Genomic DNA, 25,106 nt, shown 5'->3' with positions numbered 1-25,106 from the left:
TCGCGGGCACCGTGGGGTCAGAACGCTCAACACCGTCGAACCTGAATCCATTGCGGAGGTAGCACGCGATGGCGCGGGGATTCTCCTTAGCCACCCAGATGCTCCGAGAGGACGTGAACAAGTGGCGGGCGGAGCGCATCGCGAAGGATCTACCGTTGCTGGCTCGTCGCTACATTCACATGCGTGACGTCGTCATCCTTACGGGACCGAAGGTTCTGAAGGTCTCAAGCTGGCGCGGCACGCTCGCAGACGTCACTGGATGGTCGCCTGGTGCGTACACCTTCGACTAAATGCTCGGAGGGGCTGTGACGCGCGAAATAGGGGAGCAATCAGACTACGACTGGATAACGGGGTTATCAGTTCCGGGTAGATACGTCGGCCTCGACGCCCGGCAGCAACATCCCCGGATGTTCATGGGTGTTTGATAGCGAACGGCTGGAGGATGACTGCTGCTCGAAGGGGGGAGTCATGTCCACACCATCAGGGGAGACGAGGACCGATGAGACGGCGACCAGCGGCGCCGTGCTCGAGGTCGAGGATCTGGTCGTGTCCTACGGCGCGCGGATCGCGGTCGACGGGATCAGCCTCCGTATCGCGCGAGGGAAGATCCTCGGGCTGCTCGGGCCGAACGGCGCAGGAAAGACCACGACGCTCAGCGTGATCGAGGGTCTGCGCCGACCATCGCGCGGCTCGGTGCTGGTCGACGGGATCGACGCCCTGCGCCATCCGATCGACGCCCGCGCCCGGCTGGGGGTGCAGCTGCAGAGCTCCGGGTTCCAGCCGGAGCTGAACATCGAGCAGCTCCTGCGTCTGTACGCGGGACTCTATGGCGTGCCTTTGACGCGGACGGCGGCACGGGAGGCTCTCGACGGGATCGGGCTCGAGCAGGAGGCGTCGAAGCGGCTCAAAGGACTGTCCGGAGGGCAGGCCCAGCGTTTCTCGTTGCTCATAGCGACTCTGCACGATCCGCTCCTGCTCCTGCTGGACGAGCCGACGAGCGGCCTGGATCCGCAGTCCCGTCGCAGCCTGTGGCAGCGCATCGAGGCCTCTCGACGACGAGGCGGAAGCATCCTGCTCACGACTCACTCCATGGAGGAGGCTCAGGCCGTGTGCGATCGCATCGTCATCATCGACCACGGCAGGATCGTCACCACCGGCAGCCCCGCCGAGCTCATCGCGACGCACCGGGACGACCGGCGCGTGCGTGCGATCGCGCACGGCGACCCGACCCTGGAAGACGTGTTCATCGCCCTGACGGGAAGTGATCTCCGTGACTGATGCCACCGTCGCCCGGCCGCCGATCGGGCTCACCCTGCGCTCGCTCCTCACCGCCGATTTCATGGTGCTCCTGCGCAGCAGGCAGACGCTGATCCTGAACCTCGCCGTGCCGATCGTCATGCTGATCATCACGAATCAGGCGACGCGCAGGGGCGGCGCAGGATTCGGTGCGGCGGGTCCGGCCATGATGATCGCGCTGGCGCTCAGCTACGGACTGCTGTCGTCCGCCTTGCTGGGGTATTCGATCACCGTGGCGCGCGATCGCGAGGCGGGCGTGTTTCAGCGGCTGCGCGTGACTCCGACTCCGACCTGGGCGATCATGCTGAGCCGACTCCTCGTGCAGTTCGCGGCCGCGATCGTCACGGCGATCGTCGTGATCGTCGTCGGCGGCATCATGCACGGCCTCAGCTACGGGGTGGGCACCTACCTGCTGATCCTCGCTGTCGCCCTCTACGGAGCCGCGATGTTCCTCGGCATCGGGCAGGCGGTCGTGGGCCTGCTGCGCTCGTCGACGGCCGTGAACGCCCTCGGCAGGGTGCTCTACGTCGTCCTGCTCCTGCTCGGCATCCTCGGGATCTCCGGCGTGCTCGGCGACACGTTCACCAACATCGCGAAGTGGTCGCCGGTCGGCGCCCTGATGACGCTGTTCACCGCGGCGCAGGGCACCGCTGCGTGGACGAGCGACGACGGATGGGCGATCGTCGCTGTCGCGGGCTACCTGGTCGTGTTCGCGGGGATCGGGATCCGCTGGTTCCAGTGGGAGGCGCGCTGAGGCGCGGCGCCCGTCGCGACCGAGCCGCTGCGTTCGGGGGCGGAGTTCTCCTCGTTCAGGCGAACGTACGGATCATCAAGGACAGGGGGGCAGAACTCATGCCGAGCCCGGCAGGCCGTCACCGCTCAGCATGGCCGCCGAGAGGGCCACAAAGAGAGTAACGGGGGACTGCGATCAGGGCTTGGTTGCTTCGGGGATTTGAGCGACCGACTTGTGAGGCCGTCATTTCAGCTCAGCCCTCGATCTTGTAGCTATCGCTGCAGAGAACCCTCATTTGTGTGAGAAACTGGCGCCACTGACAAGGCCCGCGGATGCCGAAGGAGGACCGGATGGGAATCAGCAGCGGAGCCCTGGTCGCGGTTCTCACTACTCTGTTCGTTGTCATGGTGGTGGTATTCGTCGTCATTCGACGCCGGCGGTAGCGTCCAGGCAGTCCGCAACGAGGTCGCCTCGCGAACGCTCCAACGACGAAGCGCGCGAGCTGCTGACGCTTCCACCCGGTCAAGACTTCGCTCAGAAAGGCATCCGGATCCGCCTGCATGTCGGGCACTGGCAGCCAGCTCAGCCGCCCAACCACCAACCCCATCCATCGAGTGCAAATCTTGCAGAGAAGATGCAGAACCTGCAAGAGGCGCGTAGAGAATCCCAGTTCAGAGCACATCTCAGCGCCCGCACAAGCGAGGCACCCCGAGCGCCACCAACCACATTCAGACTGACCGGAATAGTCCTGATCCGCGTGCTATTCGAGAACTCGGTAACCCGGCTATCAGGGGAGGGTACATCTGCAAGTTCCGCAGATGTACCCGTTACGATCTGACATAATGTGCATTATCGGCAACAGACTACCTGAGTCGCATTAGATGCAATCACTCAGTATTCAAGCGTGCCAGTAAGGAAGTCCCGATCGAACGCGGATTCCAGGAACGCGAGGAACGCCGCTAGGAACCCGTGCTTGCACGTCATCACCAGACCGGCGTCGGTTTCGTGCATTAGTTTGCGAGCGAGCCGAAGGCCAATGGTGAGCCCCGCGCACGGTCGACGGTGAGGATGTATGCCGGCGGCATCGGCGAGTTCTGCAGCTATGCGACCAATCCTGCTTATGGCTGGGTCGACTACTGCGAGGGCACGTTCGGCGACGTCCCGTCTCAGATTGTCTTCGACTGGAACTCTCCGCACCACACGTCCGACAGCGCGGTCCCGGCGTCGCGGCGGGCTCTGACTCGTCCGGAACTTCAGGCGTTGTTCGACCATATGGACGACGCGGTCGACAGGGAGTATGCCGCCGGCTCGAGACGCTGGATGAGTCTGCTCAGGAACTCCGTGGCGTTCAAGCTCTGCTATGCCTTCGGCCTTCGTAAACGCGAGCTCACGATGCTCGAACTGGTGGACTTCGGGCCCAATCCTCACGTCCCGGCCTACGGCGTCTACGGCGCGCTGACGGTTCGCTGGGGCAAGGGCACTGCCGGGTCAGGCCCGCGACGGCGCACAGTGTTGACTGTCCCGGAGTTCGAGTGGGTGATCCTCTTCTCGAGTATTGGCTCTCCCCTGGTCAGCGAGATCGCTTTCCGAAGGCTGAGGGCGGCGCGACTCTATGGCCCAGCGAACGTCAACCACGCGTCGCTCCATTGCCTGCGCCACTCGTATGTCACCCACCTCCTCGAAGCCGGCTACGATCCGACGTTCGTTCAGACACAGGTTGGACACCAGAACGCCTCGAAAACTGGCATCTACACGAGCGTCTCAGCCGACTTCAAGCAGAAGGAGATCCACCGGATGATCGCGCAACGCGTCGCACAGCTGCAGGAGGGCCGAAGTGCCTGAGCACCGCCGCATCGGCTACAACTGGCAGCTGCGCCAGACACCACGAAATCAGCAGACCGCCGCACACCCGAACAGCACCTGGGTCTTCCCCGGCCAGAAGCCGGGACAGCCAGTCAATCCCGACCATCTCGCCAATCGACTGCGACAGCATCTTCAAGTCCGCGCCGCGCGACTGGGCACCATCAATGAACTCACCAAGCTCGCCCCCGTCACCATCGCCGCGGAAGCGCTCGGCTATGCCCCGACAACCCCTTGAGCGGCACTCTGTCGACTCCGGCGCCACCTACGCCAAATACATCGCCAACGTGAAGGCGATGAGACAACAACCCCTCCCCCGCCAAGCCGCAGCATGTTCACCCGACACCAGTTAGTACACGCTTCCGTTAATTCATGGAACGCTGTATTGTTGGTCGCATGGCAACCCTCACGGCAACCGCGACAGCCACCCACACTGCAGCGCTGGCACGACTCGGGCACGCACTCTCCGACAGCACGCGCACGGGGGTATTGCTCGCCCTCCGCGAGGCGCCCGCCTACCCCTCAGACCTGGCCGACGCGCTCGGCGTCTCCCGCCAGGTGATGTCGAACCAACTCGCCTGCCTTCGCGGTTGCGGGCTCGTCGAGGCAATGCCAGACGGTCGCCGCACCTGGTATCGGCTCGCCGACCCCCACCTGGCCCCGGCGCTCGACGAGCTGCTGCGCGTCGTCCTCTACGTCGAGCCCGGCTGCTGCGCCGGAGAAAGCTGCACCTGCGCATGACCACGACGGATGCCCCGCTGGCGGACGGCCGCCGGCACGTCCTCCAGCGCCGCATCCGCTGGATCGTCACTGCGACCATCGGTTACAACCTGATAGAGGCGATCGTCGCGATCGCCGCTGGCACCGTCGCGTCGTCCTCCGCGCTCATCGGCTTCGGACTCGACTCCACAATCGAGGTCCTCTCCGCCGCCGCGGTCGCCTGGCAATTCACCCGACGCGACCCCGAGCGCTGGGAGAAGGGCACGCTCCGCGTCATCGCGATCGCATTCTTCGCTCTGGCCGTCTACGTCACAGCGACGTCCGTGCTCGCGCTCATCGGTCAAGCCGCCGTCGAGCACTCCACCCTCGGCCTCGTCGTCACTGCGCTCAGCGTCATCATCATGCCGTTCCTGTCCCTCGCCGAACGCCGGACCGGACGCGAGTTGGGATCCGCCACCGCGGTCGCTGACTCGAAACAGACCCTAATCTGCACCTACTTGTCCGCCGCAGTGCTCATCGGACTCATCGTGAACAGCTTGTTCGGATGGTGGTGGGCAGACGCAGTCGCGGGCCTAGTTATCGCCGCATTCGCGATCCGGGAGGGCATCGATGCCTGGCAGGGCGATGCCTGCGCCACATCCGTCGGGATGCTCCTCGAGGACGAGCACGACGACCACCACGACACCCACGAGAATCGAACAAATTTCTGAGGCTCAGCTGAGCCGAAGAGGAGTCGATGTCAGGACCATGGAGCTCACGCGTCACCTAACTCAGTACGACGTGACACGGGTGCTTGCCAGTCGCCACACTGTCCAGGGTCAACCAGGCGTTCATGCTCCCAGCGCAGTAGTGAACCCGATTGTCAGCGACTCTGCGACGTGATCGGCGTCGCCCAGGTAGCCGTTCACCATGGCACCGTCGCGCAGCATCATGAGTGTGCGCGCGACCTGCTCGGGGTCATCCACGTTGGCCTCTGCGGCGATGCTGGCGAACTCGCTCAGCATCCACGTGCGATGCGCGTCGACTGTGGTGCGCACCGGATCCTCGACGTCGGCGAACTCCGCGGCGGCGTTGATGAACGCGCATCCTCGAAATCCAGGACTGCAACTCGCCGTGCCGATTCCGGCTGCAATGGCACGCAGCGACGCGACTGGTTCGCCCGGGATGCGCGCGCCTTCGAACCAGCCCCGTTCCATCGCGGCCTGTTGGGTGAGATACGCCACGGTGAGATCACTTTTCGTCGGGAAATGACGATAGAACGTGACCTTCGTGATGCCGACATCTTCGATGATGCGATCAGCGCTTGTCGCCCGAATTCCCTGCGCGTAGAACAGTCGACTGCTCGCCTCAAGGATTCGCTCGCGCGTCGCCCCGGCTGAGCGGCGCTGCGTTGCTTCTGTTGGCGTTTCTGCGCTCATGCGGACCTCGAGATCTTCCCCACCGGTTGCGTTGGTGTACGAACTAGTCTACCTTCAATCATGTAGACGAACTAGTAACTCTACTTCCGCACTTAACAACCCCACAGGACAGGAAAATCATGACCACCACAGATGGCGCAACCGCGCTCGCGCAAAGCCGATCGCTGCGCAGCCTCTACTTCGTCCGCTTCGCCTTCGCAATCATCTGGGTGGGTGTGACGGCTGCTGTGGCGACATCCCTTGCCGCCCCCTCCCCCGTTCTCACAGCGTTGCTCGTCATTTATCCACTCTTCGATGCGGGTGCCGTGTTGTGGCAACTGCGCGCGACCCCGGACGCTCATCGGTCGCGAGCCTCGGAATTGGTCAGCATCGTCGTCAGCGTGGCGGTCGCCATCATTCTCGGAATCACCTCGTCGTTCTCCCTGTCCACCGCCCTCGCTGTCTGGGGTGCATGGGCCATCGTCGCCGGAGTCCCGCAGCTGATCACCGCGATCCGCAATCGCCGCACGCGCGGTCAGGTTGCACAGATGCTCTCGGGCGGAATCTCCGTCTTCGCCGGCGCGGCCTTCTTGCTCCAGGGGCTGCAGGGCGGCTCCGCGATCGTTGGAGCAGCGGGCTACGCCGCCGTCGGCGCGATCTTCTTCCTGGTGTCGGCGATCCGACTCAGCGCGAAGCTCCGTCACGACGCGTGAGCTGGTCGGGCTCGCGCACCGCCCACTGACACCGGATTCCTCGCGAGGCTGTCCTCCGTGGGATTGCTGTCCGGTGCATTTGACCTTCGCATCGCCATGCTCGGGTTGCCGCGTTGACAGCCGTGATGGACGCGCTTGTCCCGGCCACGATCCGGCGTCTGGCAGACGGACAGGCCTGGCTCGGGCTCTGAGTATTCTTGCCCGAGCACACCGCGTCGTCCAGGCTGAGGGAATGCAGCGTCCATTTCTCACCCTGTCGCGCAGCCTCGTGGTGGTCGCTGCGGCGCTCATCATGACGGGATGTACCAGCGAGCCGTCCGCGGGTTCGGCGATTCATGAAGCCGCGCAATCCGCCGCGGCAGACATCTCCCGCGGGCTCTACCGCCACGGCACAGACCTGATGGATGACTACGTGCGCTGGGCTGACGAGGACACGCGCAAGAGTCATGACGTCGAGCTCGTCGGCTACGAGGTCTATCCCGATGCTGTGCACGGCGAGCCGCTCGGCGTCCTGCAGTACCGAGTCAGCGTGCGCGCTGTGTTGACCGGGGATACGTACGTCGCGTGTTTCGAGTCGACTGTCGACTATTGGGGCGTGTCCACGCCCGAGCGCCGCGGCTGGAGCATTGATGAACAGGTCGCGCCTGAGATCGAGTGCCCCTCTCACGCGACGCGGATCAACCCGCCCGCCGACACGCGTCCCGTGCCGGTCGTTCCGGACGGTATTGAAGATCTCGTCGTCGAGATCCTCACCGCCGCGCCCGACGATGCCACCGCCCAGCAGATCGAGGCCGAGGTGGCGGGGCGCATGACACAGCCCACCGGAGAACGCGAAGTCGCGTTCGACCCTCGGGCGCTGGTCGCCGACGGCCGGATCGGATTTGCGATGGGCGATGCGGCGGACTGTCTCCTCGTGAAGCGGACCGAGGAGGGTGTTGCGGTGCTTGACGTGCCCAAGATCCTTCTGCAGCCCGGCGAGCTCGGTTGCTCCCCCGCCACTGCACTGCGCCCTGAGGACCAGCTGCGCGCACCCCACTGATGGGCAGGACTGCGCCCCAGGAGACGCGCCGGTTCGCTATGGTGGACCGTATTCGCGGGTGATCTAGCCCGCGGCAAGGGGGAAACATCATGAAGCTCAAGCAACGCATCGCCGGTGTCCTGCTCGTCTCTGGCCTGCTGGTCGGCGGGAGCGTCATCGCTGCCGCGCCCGCGCAGGCCGCCGTGTTCCGGAGTCCGCTGTATGCGACCAAGAGCCAGTGCGTCACAGCGAGCTGGGTGAAGGCGCGCGACTTCATCCGCCAGGGCTACGTCCTTTACGGCGGCTCTGAGTGCACGAAGATCACCGTGAACGGCAAGACCGGCTGGCGCTACGAGTCGCTGTATCGCCGACCGTAACTGAGCCAGTGGGACACGCCCGGTGTGACGTGTCCCACTGCTCGTGCATCAATGAGCGAGCGCGGAGTCGATCGCGTCCGTGAGATCGGTGGGCTGCGTGAGTTGCAGCCGCTTGCCGTCCAGCACGAACGTCGGGGTTCCGCGAACTCCCGCGAGCTTTCCGTCGTTCATGTCCTCTTCGATCCGCGCTTGGGTCGCGGGATCACTGACGGCAGCGTCGTACGCCGCGAGGTCAAGTCCGAGCTCCTCGGCGTAGCCGCGGAAGGTGTCGGCTGCGGACACCTGCTGCTCGCCCCACTGCGCCTGGGTCTCGAACAGCTTGTCATGCATCTCGAAGAATCGATCCTGCTGCGCGGCGGCCTCCACGGCAAGCGCCGCGTTCATGGAGTTGAAATGCCCAGCCAGCGGAAAGTACCGCACGACGTAGTTGATACGACCGTCGTAGTGCTCACGTAGCTGCTGGACCACGGGATGGAAGGCCGCGCACGCCTCACACTCGAAGTCCAGGTACTCCACCAGTGTTGGGGCGTCCTCCCCCGCGCGATCGATCACATGAGAGTTCGCGCGTGTGCCGGGCAGCGCACCCTCCGTCTCGGCTGAGGGCGGCGCGGACGGACGAGTGAGAAGAACGACGAACACCGCGGCGATGGCGAGAACGACAACCACCGCAATCGAGATGAGGGCGGCTTTGGTGGACGTCTTCATGGGTCGGCTCCTGCGGGTCGACGGTGGGGACGGGATCGGCGATGATCCGCTGTCTCGACCCTATGAGTCGTCTCTGAGCAAGCGCTCGACGAACCGGTGTGGGCCGGGTCTCTCCCGGTCTTCCGATCGGGCGACGGATAGGCTTCTCGCTGGCGAAGAGGAGATCACGACGTGCCACAGACCATCGGATTCGACCGCGATGAATACCTGCGGATGCAGTCGGAGCACATCAATGCCCGACGCGCCCAGTTCGGCGGGAAACTCTATCTCGAATTCGGCGGAAAGCTGTTCGACGATTTCCACGCCTCCCGCGTGCTGCCCGGCTTCACCCCGGACAACAAGATCGAGATGCTCATGACGATCGCCGATGAGGTCGAGATCGTCATCGCCGTCTCCGCGAAGGACCTCGCCTCCAGCAAGGTTCGCGCCGACCTCGGCATCTCCTACGAGGCCGACGTGCTGCGCCTCGTCGACGAGTTCCGAGCGAAGGGGTTGTTCGTCGGCAGCGTCGTCATCACGCAGATCGGGGACGGTGATCGTGCCTCAACCGCCTTCAAACGCAAGTTGGAGCGGCTCGGGCTCAAGGTCTATCGCCACCACCTGATCAAGGGGTACCCGAACGATGTCCGCATGATCCTGAGCGATCAGGGCTTCGGACGAAACGACTACATCGAGACCACGCGTGATGTCGTCGTGGTCACCGGACCCGGACCCGGCTCCGGCAAGATGGCTACCTGTCTTTCGCAGATGTTCCACGACCACGCCCGCGGCATCAACTCCGGCTACGCCAAGTACGAGACGTTCCCGATCTGGAACCTCCCGCTCAACCACCCGGTGAACATCGCTTACGAGGCGGCGACTGCCGACCTGGACGACGTGAACATGATCGACCCGTTCCACCTCGCTGCATACGGCGAACAAGCCGTGAACTACAACCGGGACGTGGAGGTCTTCCCTGTTCTCAACCGGCTGTTCGAAGAACTGACCGGTTCCTCGCCCTACCGCTCCCCCACCGACATGGGTGTGAACATGGCGGGCCACTGCATCAGCGATGACGAGGCGTGCCGGGAAGCCAGCCGCCAGGAGGTACTGCGTCGCCACTTCAAGGCCCTCGTCACCGAGCGCCGTGAGGGACTCGACCCGGATGCCTCGGATCGGATCGCGCTGCTGATGGGGCAGCTCGGAATCGCGCAGACGGATCGCCCGGTGGTGCAGCCGACCCGCGACCTGGCGAAGAGCTCGCGGGGTCCCGCGGCAGCGATCGAGCTTCCGGACGGCACGATCGTCACCGGCCGCACATCCGCGCTGCTGGGAGCGAGCTCCGCTGTTCTGCTGAACGCGCTCAAGGCACTGGCGAACCTCGATGACGCCGAGGCACTGTTGGCGCCGGAGACGATCGAACCCATCCAGACCCTGAAGACCAGCCACCTCGGCAGTCGCAACCCGCGGCTTCACACCGACGAAGTCCTCATCGCGTTGGCCGTCGGCGCCACCACGAACGCCGCGGCGCGTGCAGCGCTGGATCAGCTCCCGCGATTGCACGGCTGCGAAGCGCACACGTCGGTGATTCTGGGCTCCGTGGATGAAGGGATCTTCCGCAGCCTGGGCGTCAACGTCACCAGCGAGCCCGAGTATCAGACGCAGAACCTGTACCGGAAGCGCTGAAACAAAACACGGCCAGCCCCGTACCTGTGTGTCGGCTGGGAGTGTATCGTGCGTGCTATCCCCCGGAAAGGACGCAACATGTCTGATAACACTCTCTCCGACGCCGTGCAGTCGACGGCCAAGCGGGTTCGCCTGTGGCTCGGTATCGGTGGCGCGCTCTCGCTCATCACCGGCATCATCATGCTGATCTGGCCGGGCAGCGCCGTCGTCGCCGCGACGATGGTGCTCGCCTTCTACACCCTGCTCACCGGCATCGTGTATGCGGTGATCGGCATCACGGCACCGCTCGCAGGCGTCTGGTCGCGCATCGGTCACGTCCTCGTCGGCGTGCTCTTCGTGGTCGCTGCCATCGTGGCGTTCCTGAACCCGTCGACCACATCCGTGATCGTCGGTGTCATGGTGGTGACCTTCATCGCGATCGCGTGGATCTTCGAGGGTGCGGCCGCACTCGCCTCGCTGAAGCTCTCGCCGGCGAAGGGTTGGACCGTGTTCTACGCGATCGTGTCGATCCTCGGTGGTATCGCGCTGCTGTTCTCGCCGCTGATCGGACTCCAGGTGATCGTGCTGTGGATCGCGATCACGCTGATCGTCATGGGCATCGTCCAGCTCGTGCGTGCGTTCACGCTCGGACGCGGCTGAGTCCACATAACGAGAAGGGCGCTGTCACCGTGCGGTGACAGCGCCCTTCTCGTTATGTGGACTACTCCGCGACGAAGCCGCTGACGTCGCCCGTCAGGCGCGTGTGGTCGGCCGGCACCGGCTCCACGGCCGCACGCGCGACCTCGGCGGCGAACTCGGCGACGTTGAGCAGCTTGCCTGCGGACTCGCGACGCGCCTCGATGGCCCCCGGGTTAGCGCGCTCCAGCAGGGTGGCGGTGATGGTTCCTTCGATCATGTCGCCCGAGACCACGACGAAGGAGAAGCCGCGCTCCTCGATCGCCGGGATGAGTTCGCGCAGAGCGTCCTCGCCGGCACGCTTCGAGAGGGCGACGCCCTCGTACTCCGGCATCGTGGGCGTCGTGCGAATGAAGTGCGCCTGGTGGCTGGTGACGAAGACGATGCGCGCGCCCGGGTTCAGCACGTCCAGGGCGGCGGTGAGGGCGTTGACCTGCGCGTCGCGGTTCAGCGTGAGGGCGTAGTCCTCGGCCATTCCACCCTCCATGCCGCCCGAGGCGTTCAGCACGAGGATGTCGATCCCCCCGAAGACATCCTTCGCGGCGCCGAGCATGTCGGCGACCGCGGCGGAGTCGGTCAGGTCGGCTCCGGCGACCAGCGTGCCGACGCCGAGCTCAGTCAGCTCGTTGGCGAGCTTCTGGGCGCGCGGGGCCTTGTTGCGGTAGTTGATGACGACGTTCGCGCCGGCCTCGGCGAAGTAGCGCACGGTATCGGCTCCGATGCCGCGGGACGACCCGGTGACCAGGGCGGTCTTCCCATCGAGAGAGCCGGGGGCGAGGATCTGGGACACGAGTACTCCTTGAACGTGTGCGGGTGCGCGATCGCGCGTGAACACCACGCTATCAAGTGGCCGCGTCCCCCTCCGGGAGCGCAGGCATCTGATAGCTTCCTGTAGGAGAGGGGGTTCTCCCATGGACATCACCACACTGCTCCAGTTCGTCTGGGTCGCCTGGCTCGTGCTCATCGTTCTCTTCCTCGTCATCGAGATGTTCACGCTCGAGTTCACGTTCCTGATGCTGGGTATCGCGAGTCTGCTGGGCCTTGTCACGGCGCTGTTCGGCGGTCCGCTCTGGCTGCAACTCGTGCTCGCCGCGGTGGCGGGCGTGCTGCTCATCTTCCTGCTCAAGCCGCCGCTCCTGCGGCGGCTGCGACGCGGAGCCGATGAGGCGAAGAGCAATGTGGACGCGCTGATCGGCATGGCCGGCATCGTCGTGCAGACCACCACCGCCACCGAGGGCCGCGTGAAGCTCAGCAACGGCGACGTCTGGACGGCGCGCACGCACGGGCTGCCACTGGCTCCCGAGACGCCGGTGACAGTGACCGTCATCCGCGGCGCTCTCGCCGAGGTCGTTCCTGCTCGCATCGAAGGCACCTACGCCTGAGGCCGCGCCCCGATATCACTCGTCCCGAACAGCGCCTCGTCTCCTCCGATGAGGCAAGACCCCGAGGAAAGGAGGGCGCACTCATGAACGACATCTCTGTCGGCACGGTCGTCGGCATCATCGTCGGCATCGTGCTGGTCATCGTGGTCATCGTGATCATCGCCCGATCCATCCGGATCATCCCGCAGGCCACCGCCGGCATCGTGGAGCGGCTCGGCCGCTACCACAAGACGCTCAGCCCCGGTCTGAACGTGCTCGTCCCGTTTATCGATCGCCTGCGACCACTCATCGACGTCCGGGAACAGGTTGTGTCGTTCCCGCCACAGCCCGTGATCACCGAGGACAACCTGGTCGTCTCCATCGACACCGTCGTCTACTTCCAGGTGACCGACGCTCGCGCCGCGACCTACGAGATCGCCAACTACCTCGGTGCCGTCGAGCAGCTGACCACCACCACGCTGCGTAACGTGGTCGGTGGTTTGAACCTCGAAGAGGCGCTGACGAGCCGTGACCAGATCAACGACCAGCTCCGCGCCGTGCTGGACGAGGCCACCGGCAAGTGGGGCATCCGCGTGTCGCGTGTGGAGCTGAAGGCCATCGATCCGCCCGTATCCATCCAGGACTCGATGGAGAAGCAGATGCGCGCCGAGCGTGACCGTCGTGCGGCGATCCTGACGGCCGAGGGTACGAAGCAGTCGGCCATCCTCGAGGCCGAGGGTGCTCGCCAGGCCGAGATCCTCCGCGCGGAGGGTGACAAGCAGGCCGCGGTGCTTCGTGCACAGGGTGAGGCCGAGGCCATCGAGACCGTGTTCAACGCGATTCACGAGGGCCAGCCGGACGACAAGCTGCTGGCCTACCAGTACCTGCAGACGCTGCCGAAGATCTCCGAGGGCTCGGCGAACAAGCTCTGGATCATCCCGAGCGAGCTCACCGAAGCCGTCAAGGGCATCGCCTCCGGATTCACCGGTGGTGCATCGCCATCGACGTGGACTCCCCCGAAGCCGAAGGCTCCGAACCCGGTCTCCCCTGCCCCGGCCACGCGCGCCGAAGCCGCGGCGCAGGCCGCGGCGGACGCGCCCGTCGTGCCTCCGTCGGCGGTGCCGCCGTCGTCGGCTGTCATCGATGGTGTCGTTCAGGATCCGGTGATCCCGGAACCCGAGGTCATTCCGCCTCTGGACGAGCCGCCCGCCATCGACTTCGGCACGGGTCAGAACCCGCCGGCATGACTCATCCGTACCTGCAGTTCGCGCCTCACCCGCGCGTGCTCGCCCACCGAGGCCTCGTCACACCCGACGAGGCCTCGGCCGGTGTTGCGGAGAACACTCTGGCGGCCGTCGCTGCCGCCGATGCCGCCGGCGCTCGCTACGTCGAGCTCGACTGTCACCTCACCGCCGATGGCGAGGTCGTGATCTTCCACGATCAGAAGCTCACCCGTGTGACGGGTGACGAGCGGCGGGTGCGCGATGTCACTCTCGCCGAGCTCACTGCGATCATGGCGGACCGCGGCGGCCTCATCACCCTCGCCGACCTGCTGGTGGCGTTCCCGGAACTCCGATTCAATGTGGACGTGAAGGTGCCGGAGGCTGCCGAGCCCGCCGGACGGATCATCGCGCCACACGCCGACCGCGTGCTGTTGACGAGCTTCGACGATGCTGCACGACTTCGAGCGCTGGCCGCGTGTCGGGCGGCAGGCGGCCAGCCCGCGACTTCCCCGGGGCGCAGCGTCATGATCCAACTCGTGCTGGCACTTGCTCTCCGCCAGAGCGGTCGCGTCCAACGCATTCTGACGGGTCTCGACGCCCTCCAGATCCCGGTGCGCATGAGCGGGATCGCCGTCTTCACGCCGCGACTCCTGCGCGCCGCGCACGCAGCGGGCGTCGAGGTGCACATCTGGACGATCAACGACGTCGCAGAGATGCGGCGTCTGGTGGAGCTCGGTGTTGACGGAATCGTGACGGACCGAGCGGATCTCGGGCTACGCGCCTTCGGCTGACATCCGGGCTTTTGCGCGCTTATACCCCGAACATCGGTCGTTGTACCTGGGTGTGCGCTGGGAGTTCCTGCTCGGTTCCTCTCCTTCCGACCATCCGCCCAGGCTGAAGGGCTATACCTGAGTGCTGAGGAGAGGATTCACCATGGCAGAACGAAGCCTTCGCGGTATCCGACTCGGCGCCCAGAGCCTCCAGAGTGAGGACGGCGTCGTGCTGATGGACCGCGCACAGTTCACCTACAAGTGCACGCAGTGCGACCGTGACACCACTCTGACCTTCGCCGCCGACGCTGAGCCGCCGGCCACGTGGGAGTGCCGTACCTGTGGTGCCGAGGCACGTCTCCAGGTCAACGGCAAGGACGTCGAGGTGGAGCAGGCCGATGAAAAGGCCGTGCGCACCCCGTGGGACATGCTGCTGGAGCGACGCACCATCGAAGAGCTCGAAGAGGTGCTCGCTGAGCGCCTGGAATTCGTGCGTCAGCGTCGCGGTGGTGCGGCCGCCTGAGCGGCGTACCGATCTGATCGGATCGCACCGAGAAGAGAAGACACGAGGCGTCGCCCCAATGGGCGGCGCCTCTTCTCATGCCCGGCGGCGGATCATCGCGGCGACGCCAGCCGCGACAAGGCCGAGCAGGCTGCCGACGAACAGCACCAGCTGGATCGTCGAACCGAAGAGAACCGCGGGAGTGAGTCCCGTCCGCAGCGGAACGTCGGTGATCATGGCTCCGGCTTCGCCCGCCGGAAGCTCGTCGATCGTCGCGCCAGTCGGTGAGATGACCTGGCTGGTGCCCACGGTGCTGATGTTCACGACGCTGCGGCCCGTCTCCAGTGCCCGCATACGCGCGAAGGCGAGCTGCTGCAGATTCTCATCGGTGTCGCGGAAGTCGGCGTTGTTCGTCTGGAACATGTAGACCTCTGCACCGTCGGTGGCACCTTCCCAGATCACGCTGTCGTAGATAACGTCGAAGCAGATGGCGAGGCCGACGCCGACTCCGTTGACGTTCATGTACGGCGCGTTTGTTCCCGGGGTGTACTCGCGACCGATCAGTCCGATCAGGTCGGGCACGATCGCCGCGTAGAACTCCCGATCCGGGACGTACTCGCCGAACGGAACCGGGTTGCGTTTGTCGTGCAGCTGGACGGCCCCCGACGCGCCATCCCACAGCATCGACGTGTTGAAGATGTCGTCGCCGCGCGTGGTCGCCGCGTTCACGAGCAGCGGTGCGTCGATGCGCTCGCTGAGACGGGTGAGGGTTCTGGCGGTGTTTTCATTGTTCAGCGGATCGGAGTCGATGCCGCCCTCCGGCCACAGCAGCACATCCACATCATCGTCCAGAACCGGCGCCGTGGCGTCCAGCTGGGCTTGGATGTTGGCGTTCGGCGTGTGCGTGTCGAAGTACCCCGCCGGGCCGTTGCCCTGCACGCTGCCAACGCGCATCGTTCCCGCGTCGGTGGTCGGGAACTGCGGGATGGCGAACAGGACGACGAGACCGACGGCCACGGGCACCAGGGAGATCGGTCGGAATCCGCTGCCGCGCCACATGCGCACCACCTCGATGGCAGCCGCGATCACCGCGACCATCACGAAGCTGAGCCCGCTCACGCCGATCCAGCTCGTCAGGTGCGCGAGAGGGCTCTCGGACTGGCTCATCCCGATGCGCGCCCACGGGAACCCCGTGTACGGCCATGACCCCTGGAACAGTTCGCGCGTCGTCCAGATCCCCCCGACCAGCAGCGGCAGCGCGATCAATCGCGCCCATCGACCGGGGAGCGCCCGCGGCAGCCACCGATAGGCCAGGGTTATGAGCACCGAGCCGAGCGCGATGAACACGGCCTCCAGCAGGCCCAGCGCGAGCCACGGAATGGGCCCGAGGTAGCGCGTGATCCAAATGATGTGGATCAGGAAGAAGGAGGCGCCGAACACGAACCCGACCAGCAGCGCCGACCAGGCGCTGCGGCCGATCAGCGGGATCAGCGAAAGGGCGATGCCGAGGAACGCGAGCGGCCAGATGCCGAGCGAGGGGTATGCCGCGTCGAGAACCGGACCCGCGAGGGCCGCGATGAGGAGAGCAGCCCACAGCGGAAGCACCGGTCGTCCCAGACGTGCCTGTCGCATGCCTCGACGTTCCGTTCTGCGCGCGGAGCGATCCGGGACGGTGGGTGCAGGCGCAGCAGTCTCGGGCACTGGATCAGCCTAGGCCGGTGCCGCTCAGAGACCGGTGTACGCCACGATCCCGCGGCGGATCGCGTCGAGTGCACGGCGGGCGGTGGTGGCCAGTTCGCCGTCGGCCACCATCCCGATCTGATCGAGCAGATCGATGGTCTGCTTTGTCCAGCGCACGAAGTCGCCGGCCGCGAGATCAGCCTCGTCGAGCACTCGATCCAACAGCGAACCACGCGCCCACGAGTGCATCGCCTGCGCGATACCGGTGGCGGGCGGTTCGGATCCGGGCAGCTGGTGGTCTCGCTCCAAATCGTCGAGCTCGGCCCAGAGCTTCTGTGTCTCCGAGAGCGCGATGCGGAAGGCTCCGCGAGGCAGGCCGCGCTCGGAGCCGCCGTCCTCGCCACGCCGCGGCTCATAGACGAGGGTGCTGGCCAGCGCTGCGAGCGAGGGCGCATCAAGGTTGCGCCAGAGGCCCGTGCGCAGGCACTCCGCCACCAGCAGGTCCCGTTCACCGTAGATGCGCTGCATCCGGGCGCCCGCCTCCGTGATGGCAGCCTGGCCGTCGTCGCCGGTGCGGATGTAGTCCATCGTCTCGAGCACGTCCACCACGTGGTCGAACACGCGAGCGACAGTCCCCGTGCGGGTGGCGATCTGCTTGCGCATGCGATCGACCTCACGCTTGAGCTTCCAGTACCGCTCCGCCCAGCGCGCGTGCGCCTCTCGGTCGGGGCAGCTGTTGCAGGCGTGCCGCTGCATGTTCGTCCGCAGGGTCGCAATGCGCTTCAGTCGCTTCTCGCGCTTTCCCCGCGGCGCGCTGACATCAGCACGGTTCTGCTTCTCGAGGTCGCTCAGCTCGCGGCGGATCGACGAGTACTGCAGGAAGTCGCCGCGATCGCACGTCATCGCGTTGCGATAGCCCGCGAGGGACTCCTCCGCATCACGCACCTTCGCTGCGACGCCGACCACGGAACGGTCGGCCTGGAACTGGGCGAACGAGGATTCCAGGATCTCGCGCGCGCGGCCGCGTCCGAACTGGTCGATCAGGTTGACCGCCATATTGTAGGTCGGTCGGAACGAGGAGTTCAGCGGGTAGGTGCGCCGCGAGGCGAGAGCCGCCACGGACTGCGGGTCCAGTGCGTCGCTCCACTGGATGACCGCGTGCCCTTCGACGTCGATGCCGCGGCGACCGGCACGACCCGTGAGCTGGGTGTACTCCCCCGAGGTGATCGCAACGCGCGCCTCGCCGTTGAACTTCTCGAGCTTCTCCAGCACCACCGTGCGCGCCGGCATGTTGATGCCCAGCGCGAGAGTCTCGGTGGCGAACACGACCTTCACGAGCTTGCGCTGGAACAGCTCCTCGACAGTCTCCTTGAACGCCGGTAGCATTCCGGCGTGATGGGCGGCTACGCCTCGCTCGAGATCATTCAGCCACTCGAAATAGCCGAGGACGCTGAGATCCTCGTCGGGAAGGGAGCGGGTTCGCGCCTCGACGATGCGGCGGATCTCCGCGCGCTCCTCCCCCGTGGTCAGCCGGATTCCGGCGCGACGGGTCTGAGCGACAGCCGCGTCGCAGCCGACGCGGCTGAAGATGAAGAAGATGGCGGGCAGCAGCGAATCGCGCTCGAGCAGCCGGATCACATCGGAGCGATCCAGCCGATCGGCGCGCGCCGTCCCGTGGCGCTGATACGAGGGCTTGCCGCGACGCCCCTCCGACCTGCCGTGCAGCGTCCGGCGGTTGTTCTCGTACAGAGTGCTTCGGCCCTGACGAAGCAGTTCGCGATTCACCTCGTGGGCGGCCGCGGAGCTGCGCTCGTCGAACAGCGGGATCAGGTCGCCGCGAAACAGCACATGCTGCTCGAGCGGCACGGGCCGGATCTCCGAGACGATCACCTCGGTGTCGCCGCGAACCGTGTCGAGCCAGTCGCCGAACTCCTCGGCGTTGGACACGGTGGCGCTGAGCGCGACGATCTTCACCTCCGTGGGGAGATGAATGATCACCTCTTCCCACACAGCACCGCGGAAGCGGTCGGCGAGATAGTGCACCTCGTCCATCACCACGTAGCGCAGGTCCTGCAGCGCCGGCGAATCGGCGTAGAGCATGTTACGCAGCACCTCGGTGGTCATCACGACCACACGGGCACCCGCGTTGATGTTGGTGTCACCCGTGAGCAGGCCCACGTTCTCGGGGCCGTACACGTCCTGCAGTTCGCGGAACTTCTGGTTCGACAGCGCCTTCATAGGCGTGGTGTAGAACGCCTTGTCGCGCGACGTCAACATCGCGAGGTGAATCGCGAACTCGCCGACAATCGTCTTACCCGCGCCGGTGGGGGCAGCGACCAGCACGCCGTGGCCCTCTTCCAGCGCCTCGCACGCTGCGACCTGGAAGGGATCCAGCGCGAAACGCTGCAGCCGGGCGAACGAACGCGTCAGCGGGTGGGGCCGAGTCGGGGTTTCCTCGGGGATCTTCTCCGAAGGGGAGCTCACGCAGGCGACTCCGCGGCCATGAACGCGTCCATCCGCTTGCGCTTGCGACGGTCGAACAGCAGACACACGAGCGCCGCCAGGAAGTAAAGCACGATCAGGATGCCGGCGAGCAGCAGCATCGACGTGACGTCGGCACCCGGAGTGGTGACCGCCGCGAAGATCGTGGCGATGAGGATCGCCACGCGCCATCCCTTGAGGATGTCCCGTCCGCTCATGATGCCCGTGAGGTTCAGAGCAACCAGGAACACCGGAATCACGAAGGCGACGCCCACCGCGAGAAGCAGCTTGAACATGAAGTCGTAGTAGTACGCGTAGTCGTACAGGGCGTTCACGCCTTCCGGGAGGAAGGACGCCATGATCTCCACGACGTGGGGAGCGATGGTGAACCCCACGTAGCAGCCGAGGAAGAACAGCGGCACGGCAGCCAGAGTGAAGCCCAGCGTGTAGCGCTTCTCCTTCTTGGTCATCGCCGGCATGATGTACGCCCAGATCTGCCAGAGCCAGACCGGCGCAGCAAGGAAGATGGCGATGGAGAAGGCGACCTTCATGCGCAGATCGAACGCACCGGTGACGGTCTGGATCATCAGTCCGGTCGAGCCCGGGTCGGTGTCGCCACGGTTCTCACGCACGAGCTCGATGGGACGAGAGAGCACATCCAGCACCAGGCCGCTGAAGATGAAGCCGATGACCGCTGCGACGAGAATCGCCGCAGCGCAGATCATGATGCGACGACGCGCTTCGCGGAGGTGCTCCCCCAGCGACATGCGCTTCTCGCCGGGGGGCACCTCGACGGTGGGGTCGTCGATGGGCGGTGTCGCCATAGGGCGTCAGGCCGCGGGATCGTTGGGCTTGGCAGCCGTTCCGTTGATGACCGTGCCGTCGGATACGCCGTTCAGCGTGACGCCGGGGGTCGCGTTCGTCGCCGTGTTGTCGGTCTGGGAGGCGGCGCGCTGTGCGTCGTCCTCCTTCATCGCGTTCATTTCGCCCTTGAATGCGCGCGCAGACTGACCCATGCTCTTGGCGAGCGCGGGGAGCTTCGCAGCACCGAACAACAGGAGGATGACGGCGAGAACAAGCAGCAGGTGCCAGCCGGTGAGGTTACCGAGCATGTGTGGTCTCCGTTCGTGAAGTCTGTGTGCAGTCTAACCCGCATCCTCGCCGACATGCCCGGAGCGGGCAGACAGAAAGGAACTACGTCGCGTATTGATCGAGCGCGGCGCGCGCCCACTCCGCCGTCGCGGCGCGTGCAGCCGGCGGCGCGACGACCTCGACCGCTCCGCCGCGACGAGCGGCGAGGCGCTTGAGGGAGCGCGGATCTCCCACGTTGACTCGGGCGGTGGTGACACCCGCTTCGCTCGTCGCTTCAGCGCGGGACAGATAGTCGCCGACCAGCGGTGCTGTATCCGTGGCGAAGCGAATCGTGGCCGCGACGTCCTCCGGGGCGGCGGACGGGGTGGCGTTCATCCCTCCGAACAGCTCGCTGGCGTGCTCAGCACCGTGCTCTGCCGGAAGGTCCAGCAGCACGGGATCGCTGGCGCGGGCGAGGTGGAACGTCCGCATGGCGCGGCGCAGATGGCACCAACCCTGCAGGTACCACTCGCCGCTGGTCATATGGACCTTGACAGGGTCGACCGTGCGTACGAGCGGATCAGCATCGGGGGCGCGGTAGGTGAACTGGACCGCGCGATGGGTGCGGAGGCCTTCCGCTACCACGCGTCGCACGTCATCGGTGGTCGACGGGGCGACGATCACATCGGCCGGGGCAGCCGATGCACCGCGTGACAGCTTCTCGATGAGCCCCGTGACAACTCCGTCGTCGTCCATGCCCGGGACATCACGGGCCAAGCGGAGGCCGGACAGCAGCGCGGCGGCTTCGCGCGCCGTGAAGCGCGGAACCCGGCGTAGCGCCACGGTGTTCGTCAGCTCGATGACGTCCTCGCCGTCGAGAAGATCCCAGTTGATGTTGAAGAGATCTTGGTCCAGCTGCCAGTATCCGTCTTCGCCGGGCAAGCCGATCACCGTGAGCTTCTGCACCATACGGCGCATGTCCTCGGGGCTGACATCGAAGTCGGACGCCGCCTCGGTGACGGTCACCTGGCCGCGTTCGGCCAGGTATGGCACCAGGGAGAGATAGAGCTTGACGCGATCCGGCGCCAGCAGCGGTTGGGAGCGACGTGCCATCAGTTCACCGCCTCGTGGAGTTCCAGGACCGCACGGAGGCGCACGATGACGGCATCCCGCAGCCGCTCGGGGGCGATCACCCGGACCTCAGGGCCGTAGGAGGCGAGTTCGTCGGCGAAGATCGACTCGTCCAGATACGGGACATCGATTCCCCGCGCGGCGGGTCGCGATCGCCGGCTGAGGCGAAGAGCGGCTTCCGTACCCGGGTTCACCTCGAGGTGTGCGATGTTGCGCTCGAGCACCTCGAGCAGGCCGGCGAGTCCGCGCTCGCCCGCACCCGCGCGCAGATCAGCGTCGAAGTGCTCCCCCGTGGGCGTGACGTCGCTCACGATTCGCGAGAGCAGGAACGTGCGCTCCTCGTCGATGTCCACATCGATGCCGTACACGTGCCAGCGGTTCTCCGCGTCGATGAGCGCGAGTGGCTTCATCCTGCGCAGGCGCGCTGCGGCATCGCCAGGCTTGAGATAGCTGAAGGTGACGACGTCTGCATTCTCGATCGCCTGTTGCAGCGGTGCGAACGCCGGTGCCGTGAGGTCCAAGCGCGGCGCGAAGCCGATGATCGGCTCGTCGACGTCGATGCCCAGCGCACGGATCTTGCGGAGCCCGGAACGGGCGTCCTGGGAGAACGATCCCTCGCGCCACACGGTTCCGGCAAGGCTCAGCACCGCGAGCTCAGCGGGCGTGAACGTGATATCGCCCGGGAGGTCGTACTCCGCCTGCGGGACACGGTAGCGCGCCTCGCGCAGGTCGTTGGGATCAGCGAGGTCGCCGAGCGTCTCGATCGGGATACCTAGAGCGCGCAGGTCATCCTTGTCCCGCTCAAACATCTTCTCCAGGGCGGTGGTCACGCCGCCCTGCTCGTAGCGCTGGCGGTAGCCCGACACGGACTCCAGGATCTGCTGCTTGGTCAGGCCGATCTCGGTCGCCATGAGAGCGACGACGAGATTCGTCAGACGCTCCTCCGGGGGAATCTTCTCAGCCACCAGAACATCCTATGGTCGCTGCACGCGTCGGTGCGGGAGGCGCGTCAGCGCCCGCCGCTGTCAGGACGTGGGCAGCGTGCCGAGGACGTCGATGACGTAGATCAGTGCGGTGTCCTTCGGTGCCATGGTGTCCGCCGTCTCGCTCGCGGCATCCGCTGCGGGGATCACCACGAGCAGCTGCGAGCCCACAGTGGCACCGGTGATGGCGTCGGTGACAGCCTTCGGCAGATCCCCTGCGGAGGAGACCGACGGGGTGCCCGAGTCGATCGACGACCGGAACTGCTTCTTGTCGTTCCAGCCCACCCCGAGCACGTTGAGGATGGCGGCGTCGTCTGCGGTGACGGCTGCACCGTCACCACGCACCAGCGTCTCGACGGTGGTGGCAGCCGGAGCCTTGCCGTCCGGAACGATCACGCCCGAACGTCCGTCCGGGGCGCGCACCACGGAGGGGAGCCCCCAGCCGCTGTTGAAGACGTCGGTCCCCTGCGGGCGGTCCGGGAACACCTTGGTGACGTCGATGGCGATGAGATATCCCTCGCTCTCCCCCACCCCGTTCTGTGCCGCGACGGCCGGGTCGAGTGCGCTGGCCGGAAGGCTCGCGAGGATGCGGTCGCCTTCACGGGCGCACAGCAGTTGTTCGTCGAGAGTGGGCACGGCCTGCGCGAGGTTCGCCACGACGACAGGTCCGACCGGCTGGGCCGGACCGTCGGCTCCATCCGTCGAGCGCAGGAGAGCGTAGCTGAGCGTCACCACCTGATTGGGCGACACGATCTGTGGGCCGTCGCCGGCGATGAGAACGTCACGCTCTTGAGCGGTCACGTTCATGGCGCTCGGTGCCTCGATCTTCAGATCCACACCGAACTCACCGCTCACGGAGACCGCGTCGGCAATCGGGCCGGGGGCGCTCGTCGGCGTGCAGCCGAATGAGTTCGCCGTGCCGGCTGCGGGGGCGCAGCCGACGAGAGCGAGCGCGGTCAGGGCGATGACGGGGATGACGGCAGAGATCTTGCGCACCATGTCAGTCTACGATCCCGTTCAGGCTTCACTCGACGCGTCGGTGCCCTCACCGCGTGCGATGCGGGCACCGGCCGCGCCCTTCTCCGCCTCACGCACGCGCTTGCGAAGGTTCTTGTCGGTGATCGAGCGATCTCCGACGGCGCCCGGCGTCCAGAGCTCCACATCCTCATCGGAGTAGCTGGACTTGGAAGCCCGACGACGAACCTCGGGAGCGACGGTTCCCGGTGCCAGACGACGAGCCGTCAACAGGAATCCCGTGTGGGCGATCATGCGGTGGTCGGGGCGGACCGCGAGACCCTCGACGTGCCAGCCGCGCACCATCGTCTCGCTCGCCTCCGGGTCGGTGAAGACGCCCATGCCGCGGATGTACTCGGCCACTCGGGACAGCTGTGTCGCCGTCGCGACGTAGCAGATCACCACGCCACCAGGCGCGAGAGCCTCGGCCACGGCATCCATGCAGTCCCACGGTGCGAGCATGTCGAGCACGACCCGATCGACAGAACCGCTGCTCACCGTCTCCGGCAGCGCTTCGGCGAGGTCGCCCAGGGTGATCGACCAGTTCTCGGGAACCGCACCGAAGAAGGTCTCGCCGTTCGCACGCGCGACATCGGCGAATTCCTCACGACGTTCGAAGGAGTACAGGCGTCCCTCCGGGCCGATCGCGCGCAGCAGCGACAGCGACAGCGCGCCGGAGCCGACGCCGGCCTCCACCACGACGGCGCCGGGGAAGATGTCCGCCTGCGACACGATCTGGGCGGAGTCCTTCGGGTAGACGATCGCGGCGCCGCGCGGCATGGACATCACGAAGTCGCGCAGGAGCGGTCGCAGCGCCAGGTACTCGTGGCCATTGCTGTTGAGCACGACGGAGCCGTCCGGCAATCCCACGAGGTCCTTGTGCGCCAGCACGCCGTGATGGGTGTGCAGCTCACCACCCTCCTTCAGGGTGATGGTGTGCATCCGGTTCTTCGGGCCGGTGAGCTGCACCCGATCGCCGAGGCGGAACGGGCCGGTGGGGCGTGCGGAAGTCATCGGGTGAACCTTTCGTGCACATCACGGAGATCATCCGGGGTGCGGTCAGCGAGAGTGGGCCAGAGCACGGTGGCACCGAGCCCCTCCAGGGGAACCATGTGCGGAACGCCGATGGTGGCGATTCCTGCGGCGACGCCCGAGCGCGTGCCGCCCGGGGAATCCTCGATCACGACCGCCTGTTCCGGTGCGATGCCCAGAGTCTCGGCCGCCTGCAGATAGGGGTCGGGGAACGGCTTGGGTCGCGGGACTTCGTCTCCGCCGACGACGAGGTCGAAGGTCCCGTCCGGAAGTAGACCCGCGACGACGAGCGCCATCCGGCGGTGCGACATGGTGACCAGCGCGTTACGGAGGCCGGCGGCACGATTCGCTGCCAGTAGCTCCCGAGCGCCCGGACGGAACACCACGTGGCCCTGACCGAGCTGCTCCATCACCGCGTCGGTGAGGTGGTCGATGATCGCGTCTTCCGACATGCGCACGCCGGCGTCCTGCAGGATACGCGCCGAGGTGTCGAGCCCCATGCCGACCAGCTGCAGGGCCTGCTCGTGGTCCCAGCTGCCTCCGAATGACCCGACGAGCGCCGTCTCCGCCGCCATCCAGAGCGGTTCGGTATCGACAATCGTTCCGTCCATATCCCAGAGCACAGCGGAGAGAGAGGGCGCAGTCACTGAACCAGCCTAGCTGTTGCCGCCCCAGCCGCCCGGCACCTGCCTAAGCTGG

At 66.1% G+C, this 25,106-nt stretch carries 27 protein-coding genes; 15 read left to right on the top strand and 12 right to left on the bottom strand.

Features of this window, described 5'->3' with window-relative positions:
* Positions 1-468 precede the first annotated feature (468 nt).
* The 6 genes from ABTV68_RS10020 to ABTV68_RS09995 all read left to right on the top strand — a co-directional run bounded on the left by ABTV68_RS10020 (position 469) and on the right by ABTV68_RS09995 (position 5,319).
* The gene (locus tag ABTV68_RS10020; protein WP_433677488.1) at positions 469-1,278 is read left to right on the top strand and encodes an ABC transporter ATP-binding protein; all 810 of its coding nucleotides are present in this window, start codon (positions 469-471) and stop codon (positions 1,276-1,278) included.
* Positions 1,271-2,050: an ABC transporter permease gene (locus ABTV68_RS10015; protein ID WP_433677487.1), complete on the top strand. Its 780-nt coding sequence runs from the start codon at positions 1,271-1,273 to the stop codon at positions 2,048-2,050. The genes ABTV68_RS10020 and ABTV68_RS10015 overlap by 8 nt, the downstream gene beginning before the upstream one ends.
* 1,047 nt (positions 2,051-3,097) lie before the next feature.
* Entirely contained in the window at positions 3,098-3,871 is a 774-nt protein-coding gene (locus ABTV68_RS10010) for a tyrosine-type recombinase/integrase (RefSeq protein ID WP_433677486.1), read from the top strand.
* Positions 3,864-4,127: a hypothetical protein gene (locus ABTV68_RS10005; protein ID WP_433677485.1), complete on the top strand. Its 264-nt coding sequence runs from the start codon at positions 3,864-3,866 to the stop codon at positions 4,125-4,127. Before ABTV68_RS10010 ends, ABTV68_RS10005 begins: the two co-directional genes overlap by 8 nt.
* Before the next feature lie 158 nt (positions 4,128-4,285).
* Positions 4,286-4,630 carry an ArsR/SmtB family transcription factor gene (locus tag ABTV68_RS10000; protein WP_433677484.1) on the top strand — a complete coding sequence of 115 codons (345 nt, stop codon included), beginning with the start codon at positions 4,286-4,288 and terminating at the stop codon, positions 4,628-4,630.
* A complete protein-coding gene (locus tag ABTV68_RS09995) occupies positions 4,627-5,319 on the top strand; it encodes a cation diffusion facilitator family transporter (protein ID WP_433677483.1) in 693 nt (230 codons plus the stop codon). Before ABTV68_RS10000 ends, ABTV68_RS09995 begins: the two co-directional genes overlap by 4 nt.
* 120 nt (positions 5,320-5,439) lie before the next feature.
* Here ABTV68_RS09995 and ABTV68_RS09990 read toward each other — a convergent pair whose 3' ends face one another.
* Positions 5,440-6,027, bottom strand: coding sequence for a TetR/AcrR family transcriptional regulator (locus ABTV68_RS09990; RefSeq protein ID WP_433677482.1), 588 nt, complete (start codon positions 6,025-6,027; stop codon positions 5,440-5,442).
* A 119-nt stretch (positions 6,028-6,146) separates the two neighbouring features.
* Between ABTV68_RS09990 and ABTV68_RS09985 the strand changes: the two genes are divergently transcribed.
* From ABTV68_RS09985 to ABTV68_RS09975, 3 genes are all read left to right on the top strand, one after another.
* Positions 6,147-6,719: a DUF308 domain-containing protein gene (locus ABTV68_RS09985; RefSeq protein WP_433677481.1), complete on the top strand. Its 573-nt coding sequence runs from the start codon at positions 6,147-6,149 to the stop codon at positions 6,717-6,719.
* 232 nt (positions 6,720-6,951) lie between these two features.
* Complete coding sequence (locus ABTV68_RS09980; protein WP_433677480.1) at positions 6,952-7,758, top strand: hypothetical protein; 807 nt, start codon at positions 6,952-6,954, stop codon at positions 7,756-7,758.
* Positions 7,759-7,847: 89 nt separating this feature from the next.
* Positions 7,848-8,114 (top strand): hypothetical protein, encoded by a 267-nt coding sequence (locus ABTV68_RS09975; protein ID WP_433677479.1) that lies wholly within the window; start codon positions 7,848-7,850, stop codon positions 8,112-8,114.
* A 48-nt stretch (positions 8,115-8,162) separates the two neighbouring features.
* Here the strand turns inward: ABTV68_RS09975 and ABTV68_RS09970 are convergent, their stop codons facing one another.
* On the bottom strand, positions 8,163-8,819 hold the full coding sequence (locus ABTV68_RS09970) for a DsbA family protein (protein ID WP_433677478.1): 657 nt from the start codon (positions 8,817-8,819) through the stop codon (positions 8,163-8,165).
* A 213-nt stretch (positions 8,820-9,032) separates the two neighbouring features.
* Here ABTV68_RS09970 and ABTV68_RS09965 point away from each other — a divergent pair, with 213 nt between their 5' ends.
* Positions 9,033-10,484: a DUF1846 domain-containing protein gene (locus ABTV68_RS09965; protein WP_433677589.1), complete on the top strand. Its 1,452-nt coding sequence runs from the start codon at positions 9,033-9,035 to the stop codon at positions 10,482-10,484.
* Between the two features lie 78 nt (positions 10,485-10,562).
* Entirely contained in the window at positions 10,563-11,123 is a 561-nt protein-coding gene (locus ABTV68_RS09960; protein ID WP_433677477.1) for an HdeD family acid-resistance protein, read from the top strand.
* Between the two features lie 61 nt (positions 11,124-11,184).
* Here ABTV68_RS09960 and ABTV68_RS09955 read toward each other — a convergent pair whose 3' ends face one another.
* Positions 11,185-11,949 carry an SDR family oxidoreductase gene (locus tag ABTV68_RS09955; protein ID WP_433677476.1) on the bottom strand — a complete coding sequence of 255 codons (765 nt, stop codon included), beginning with the start codon at positions 11,947-11,949 and terminating at the stop codon, positions 11,185-11,187.
* 121 nt (positions 11,950-12,070) lie between these two features.
* On the opposite strand from ABTV68_RS09955, the gene ABTV68_RS09950 reads away from it, so the two are divergent.
* The 4 genes from ABTV68_RS09950 to ABTV68_RS09935 all read left to right on the top strand — a co-directional run bounded on the left by ABTV68_RS09950 (position 12,071) and on the right by ABTV68_RS09935 (position 15,036).
* Positions 12,071-12,541 carry an NfeD family protein gene (locus tag ABTV68_RS09950; RefSeq protein WP_433677475.1) on the top strand — a complete coding sequence of 157 codons (471 nt, stop codon included), beginning with the start codon at positions 12,071-12,073 and terminating at the stop codon, positions 12,539-12,541.
* Between the two features lie 83 nt (positions 12,542-12,624).
* The gene (locus tag ABTV68_RS09945; RefSeq protein ID WP_433677474.1) at positions 12,625-13,767 is read left to right on the top strand and encodes an SPFH domain-containing protein; all 1,143 of its coding nucleotides are present in this window, start codon (positions 12,625-12,627) and stop codon (positions 13,765-13,767) included.
* On the top strand, positions 13,764-14,534 hold the full coding sequence (locus ABTV68_RS09940) for a glycerophosphodiester phosphodiesterase family protein (RefSeq protein ID WP_433677473.1): 771 nt from the start codon (positions 13,764-13,766) through the stop codon (positions 14,532-14,534). The genes ABTV68_RS09945 and ABTV68_RS09940 overlap by 4 nt, the downstream gene beginning before the upstream one ends.
* Before the next feature lie 142 nt (positions 14,535-14,676).
* Positions 14,677-15,036 carry an RNA polymerase-binding protein RbpA gene (locus tag ABTV68_RS09935; RefSeq protein ID WP_404922580.1) on the top strand — a complete coding sequence of 120 codons (360 nt, stop codon included), beginning with the start codon at positions 14,677-14,679 and terminating at the stop codon, positions 15,034-15,036.
* Between the two features lie 75 nt (positions 15,037-15,111).
* On the opposite strand, the gene lnt is transcribed toward ABTV68_RS09935, so the two are convergent.
* From lnt to ABTV68_RS09890, 9 genes are all read right to left on the bottom strand, one after another.
* Positions 15,112-16,647 (bottom strand): apolipoprotein N-acyltransferase, encoded by a 1,536-nt coding sequence (lnt, locus tag ABTV68_RS09930; RefSeq protein WP_433677472.1) that lies wholly within the window; start codon positions 16,645-16,647, stop codon positions 15,112-15,114.
* Between the two features lie 93 nt (positions 16,648-16,740).
* Entirely contained in the window at positions 16,741-19,179 is a 2,439-nt protein-coding gene (locus ABTV68_RS09925; RefSeq protein ID WP_433677471.1) for a DEAD/DEAH box helicase, read from the bottom strand.
* Positions 19,176-20,000, bottom strand: a complete 825-nt coding sequence (tatC, locus tag ABTV68_RS09920; protein ID WP_433677470.1) for a twin-arginine translocase subunit TatC — start codon at positions 19,998-20,000, stop codon at positions 19,176-19,178. Before tatC ends, ABTV68_RS09925 begins: the two co-directional genes overlap by 4 nt.
* 6 nt (positions 20,001-20,006) lie before the next feature.
* Positions 20,007-20,288, bottom strand: coding sequence for a twin-arginine translocase TatA/TatE family subunit (tatA, locus tag ABTV68_RS09915; RefSeq protein WP_433677469.1), 282 nt, complete (start codon positions 20,286-20,288; stop codon positions 20,007-20,009).
* 82 nt (positions 20,289-20,370) lie between these two features.
* A complete protein-coding gene (locus ABTV68_RS09910) occupies positions 20,371-21,360 on the bottom strand; it encodes a helix-turn-helix transcriptional regulator (protein WP_433677468.1) in 990 nt (329 codons plus the stop codon).
* Positions 21,360-22,343 carry a helix-turn-helix transcriptional regulator gene (locus ABTV68_RS09905; protein ID WP_433677466.1) on the bottom strand — a complete coding sequence of 328 codons (984 nt, stop codon included), beginning with the start codon at positions 22,341-22,343 and terminating at the stop codon, positions 21,360-21,362. Before ABTV68_RS09905 ends, ABTV68_RS09910 begins: the two co-directional genes overlap by 1 nt.
* A 60-nt stretch (positions 22,344-22,403) precedes the next feature.
* Positions 22,404-23,357 carry an FKBP-type peptidyl-prolyl cis-trans isomerase gene (locus ABTV68_RS09900; protein ID WP_433677465.1) on the bottom strand — a complete coding sequence of 318 codons (954 nt, stop codon included), beginning with the start codon at positions 23,355-23,357 and terminating at the stop codon, positions 22,404-22,406.
* A gap of 21 nt (positions 23,358-23,378) precedes the next feature.
* Entirely contained in the window at positions 23,379-24,389 is a 1,011-nt protein-coding gene (locus ABTV68_RS09895) for a tRNA (adenine-N1)-methyltransferase (protein ID WP_433677464.1), read from the bottom strand.
* Entirely contained in the window at positions 24,386-25,054 is a 669-nt protein-coding gene (locus ABTV68_RS09890) for an HAD family hydrolase (protein WP_433677463.1), read from the bottom strand. Before ABTV68_RS09890 ends, ABTV68_RS09895 begins: the two co-directional genes overlap by 4 nt.
* Positions 25,055-25,106: the final 52 nt, after the last annotated feature.

Source organism: Microbacterium gorillae (genome assembly GCF_050990725.1).
Classification (GTDB): domain Bacteria; phylum Actinomycetota; class Actinomycetes; order Actinomycetales; family Microbacteriaceae; genus Microbacterium; species Microbacterium gorillae_A.
Note: the sequence above shows the minus strand (reverse complement) of the source record. Positions and strands in the feature narration are given on the sequence as shown.

Bases quoted from the DNA above. Each gene is read 5' to 3' on its own strand.
- ABTV68_RS10020 (WP_433677488.1), top strand. From the start codon at position 469: ATGTCCACACCATCAGGGGAGACGAGGACCGATGAGACGGCGACCAGC.
- ABTV68_RS10010 (WP_433677486.1), top strand. From the start codon at position 3,098: ATGTATGCCGGCGGCATCGGCGAGTTCTGCAGCTATGCGACCAATCCT.
- ABTV68_RS10000 (WP_433677484.1), top strand. From the start codon at position 4,286: ATGGCAACCCTCACGGCAACCGCGACAGCCACCCACACTGCAGCGCTG.
- ABTV68_RS09995 (WP_433677483.1), top strand. From the start codon at position 4,627: ATGACCACGACGGATGCCCCGCTGGCGGACGGCCGCCGGCACGTCCTC.
- ABTV68_RS09990 (WP_433677482.1), bottom strand. From the start codon at position 6,027: ATGAGCGCAGAAACGCCAACAGAAGCAACGCAGCGCCGCTCAGCCGGG.
- ABTV68_RS09985 (WP_433677481.1), top strand. From the start codon at position 6,147: ATGACCACCACAGATGGCGCAACCGCGCTCGCGCAAAGCCGATCGCTG.
- ABTV68_RS09980 (WP_433677480.1), top strand. From the start codon at position 6,952: ATGCAGCGTCCATTTCTCACCCTGTCGCGCAGCCTCGTGGTGGTCGCT.
- ABTV68_RS09975 (WP_433677479.1), top strand. From the start codon at position 7,848: ATGAAGCTCAAGCAACGCATCGCCGGTGTCCTGCTCGTCTCTGGCCTG.
- ABTV68_RS09970 (WP_433677478.1), bottom strand. From the start codon at position 8,819: ATGAAGACGTCCACCAAAGCCGCCCTCATCTCGATTGCGGTGGTTGTC.
- ABTV68_RS09965 (WP_433677589.1), top strand. From the start codon at position 9,033: ATGCAGTCGGAGCACATCAATGCCCGACGCGCCCAGTTCGGCGGGAAA.
- ABTV68_RS09960 (WP_433677477.1), top strand. From the start codon at position 10,563: ATGTCTGATAACACTCTCTCCGACGCCGTGCAGTCGACGGCCAAGCGG.
- ABTV68_RS09950 (WP_433677475.1), top strand. From the start codon at position 12,071: ATGGACATCACCACACTGCTCCAGTTCGTCTGGGTCGCCTGGCTCGTG.
- ABTV68_RS09945 (WP_433677474.1), top strand. From the start codon at position 12,625: ATGAACGACATCTCTGTCGGCACGGTCGTCGGCATCATCGTCGGCATC.
- ABTV68_RS09940 (WP_433677473.1), top strand. From the start codon at position 13,764: ATGACTCATCCGTACCTGCAGTTCGCGCCTCACCCGCGCGTGCTCGCC.
- ABTV68_RS09935 (WP_404922580.1), top strand. From the start codon at position 14,677: ATGGCAGAACGAAGCCTTCGCGGTATCCGACTCGGCGCCCAGAGCCTC.
- lnt (WP_433677472.1), bottom strand. From the start codon at position 16,647: ATGCGACAGGCACGTCTGGGACGACCGGTGCTTCCGCTGTGGGCTGCT.
- tatC (WP_433677470.1), bottom strand. From the start codon at position 20,000: ATGGCGACACCGCCCATCGACGACCCCACCGTCGAGGTGCCCCCCGGC.
- tatA (WP_433677469.1), bottom strand. From the start codon at position 20,288: ATGCTCGGTAACCTCACCGGCTGGCACCTGCTGCTTGTTCTCGCCGTC.
- ABTV68_RS09910 (WP_433677468.1), bottom strand. From the start codon at position 21,360: ATGGCACGTCGCTCCCAACCGCTGCTGGCGCCGGATCGCGTCAAGCTC.
- ABTV68_RS09895 (WP_433677464.1), bottom strand. From the start codon at position 24,389: ATGACTTCCGCACGCCCCACCGGCCCGTTCCGCCTCGGCGATCGGGTG.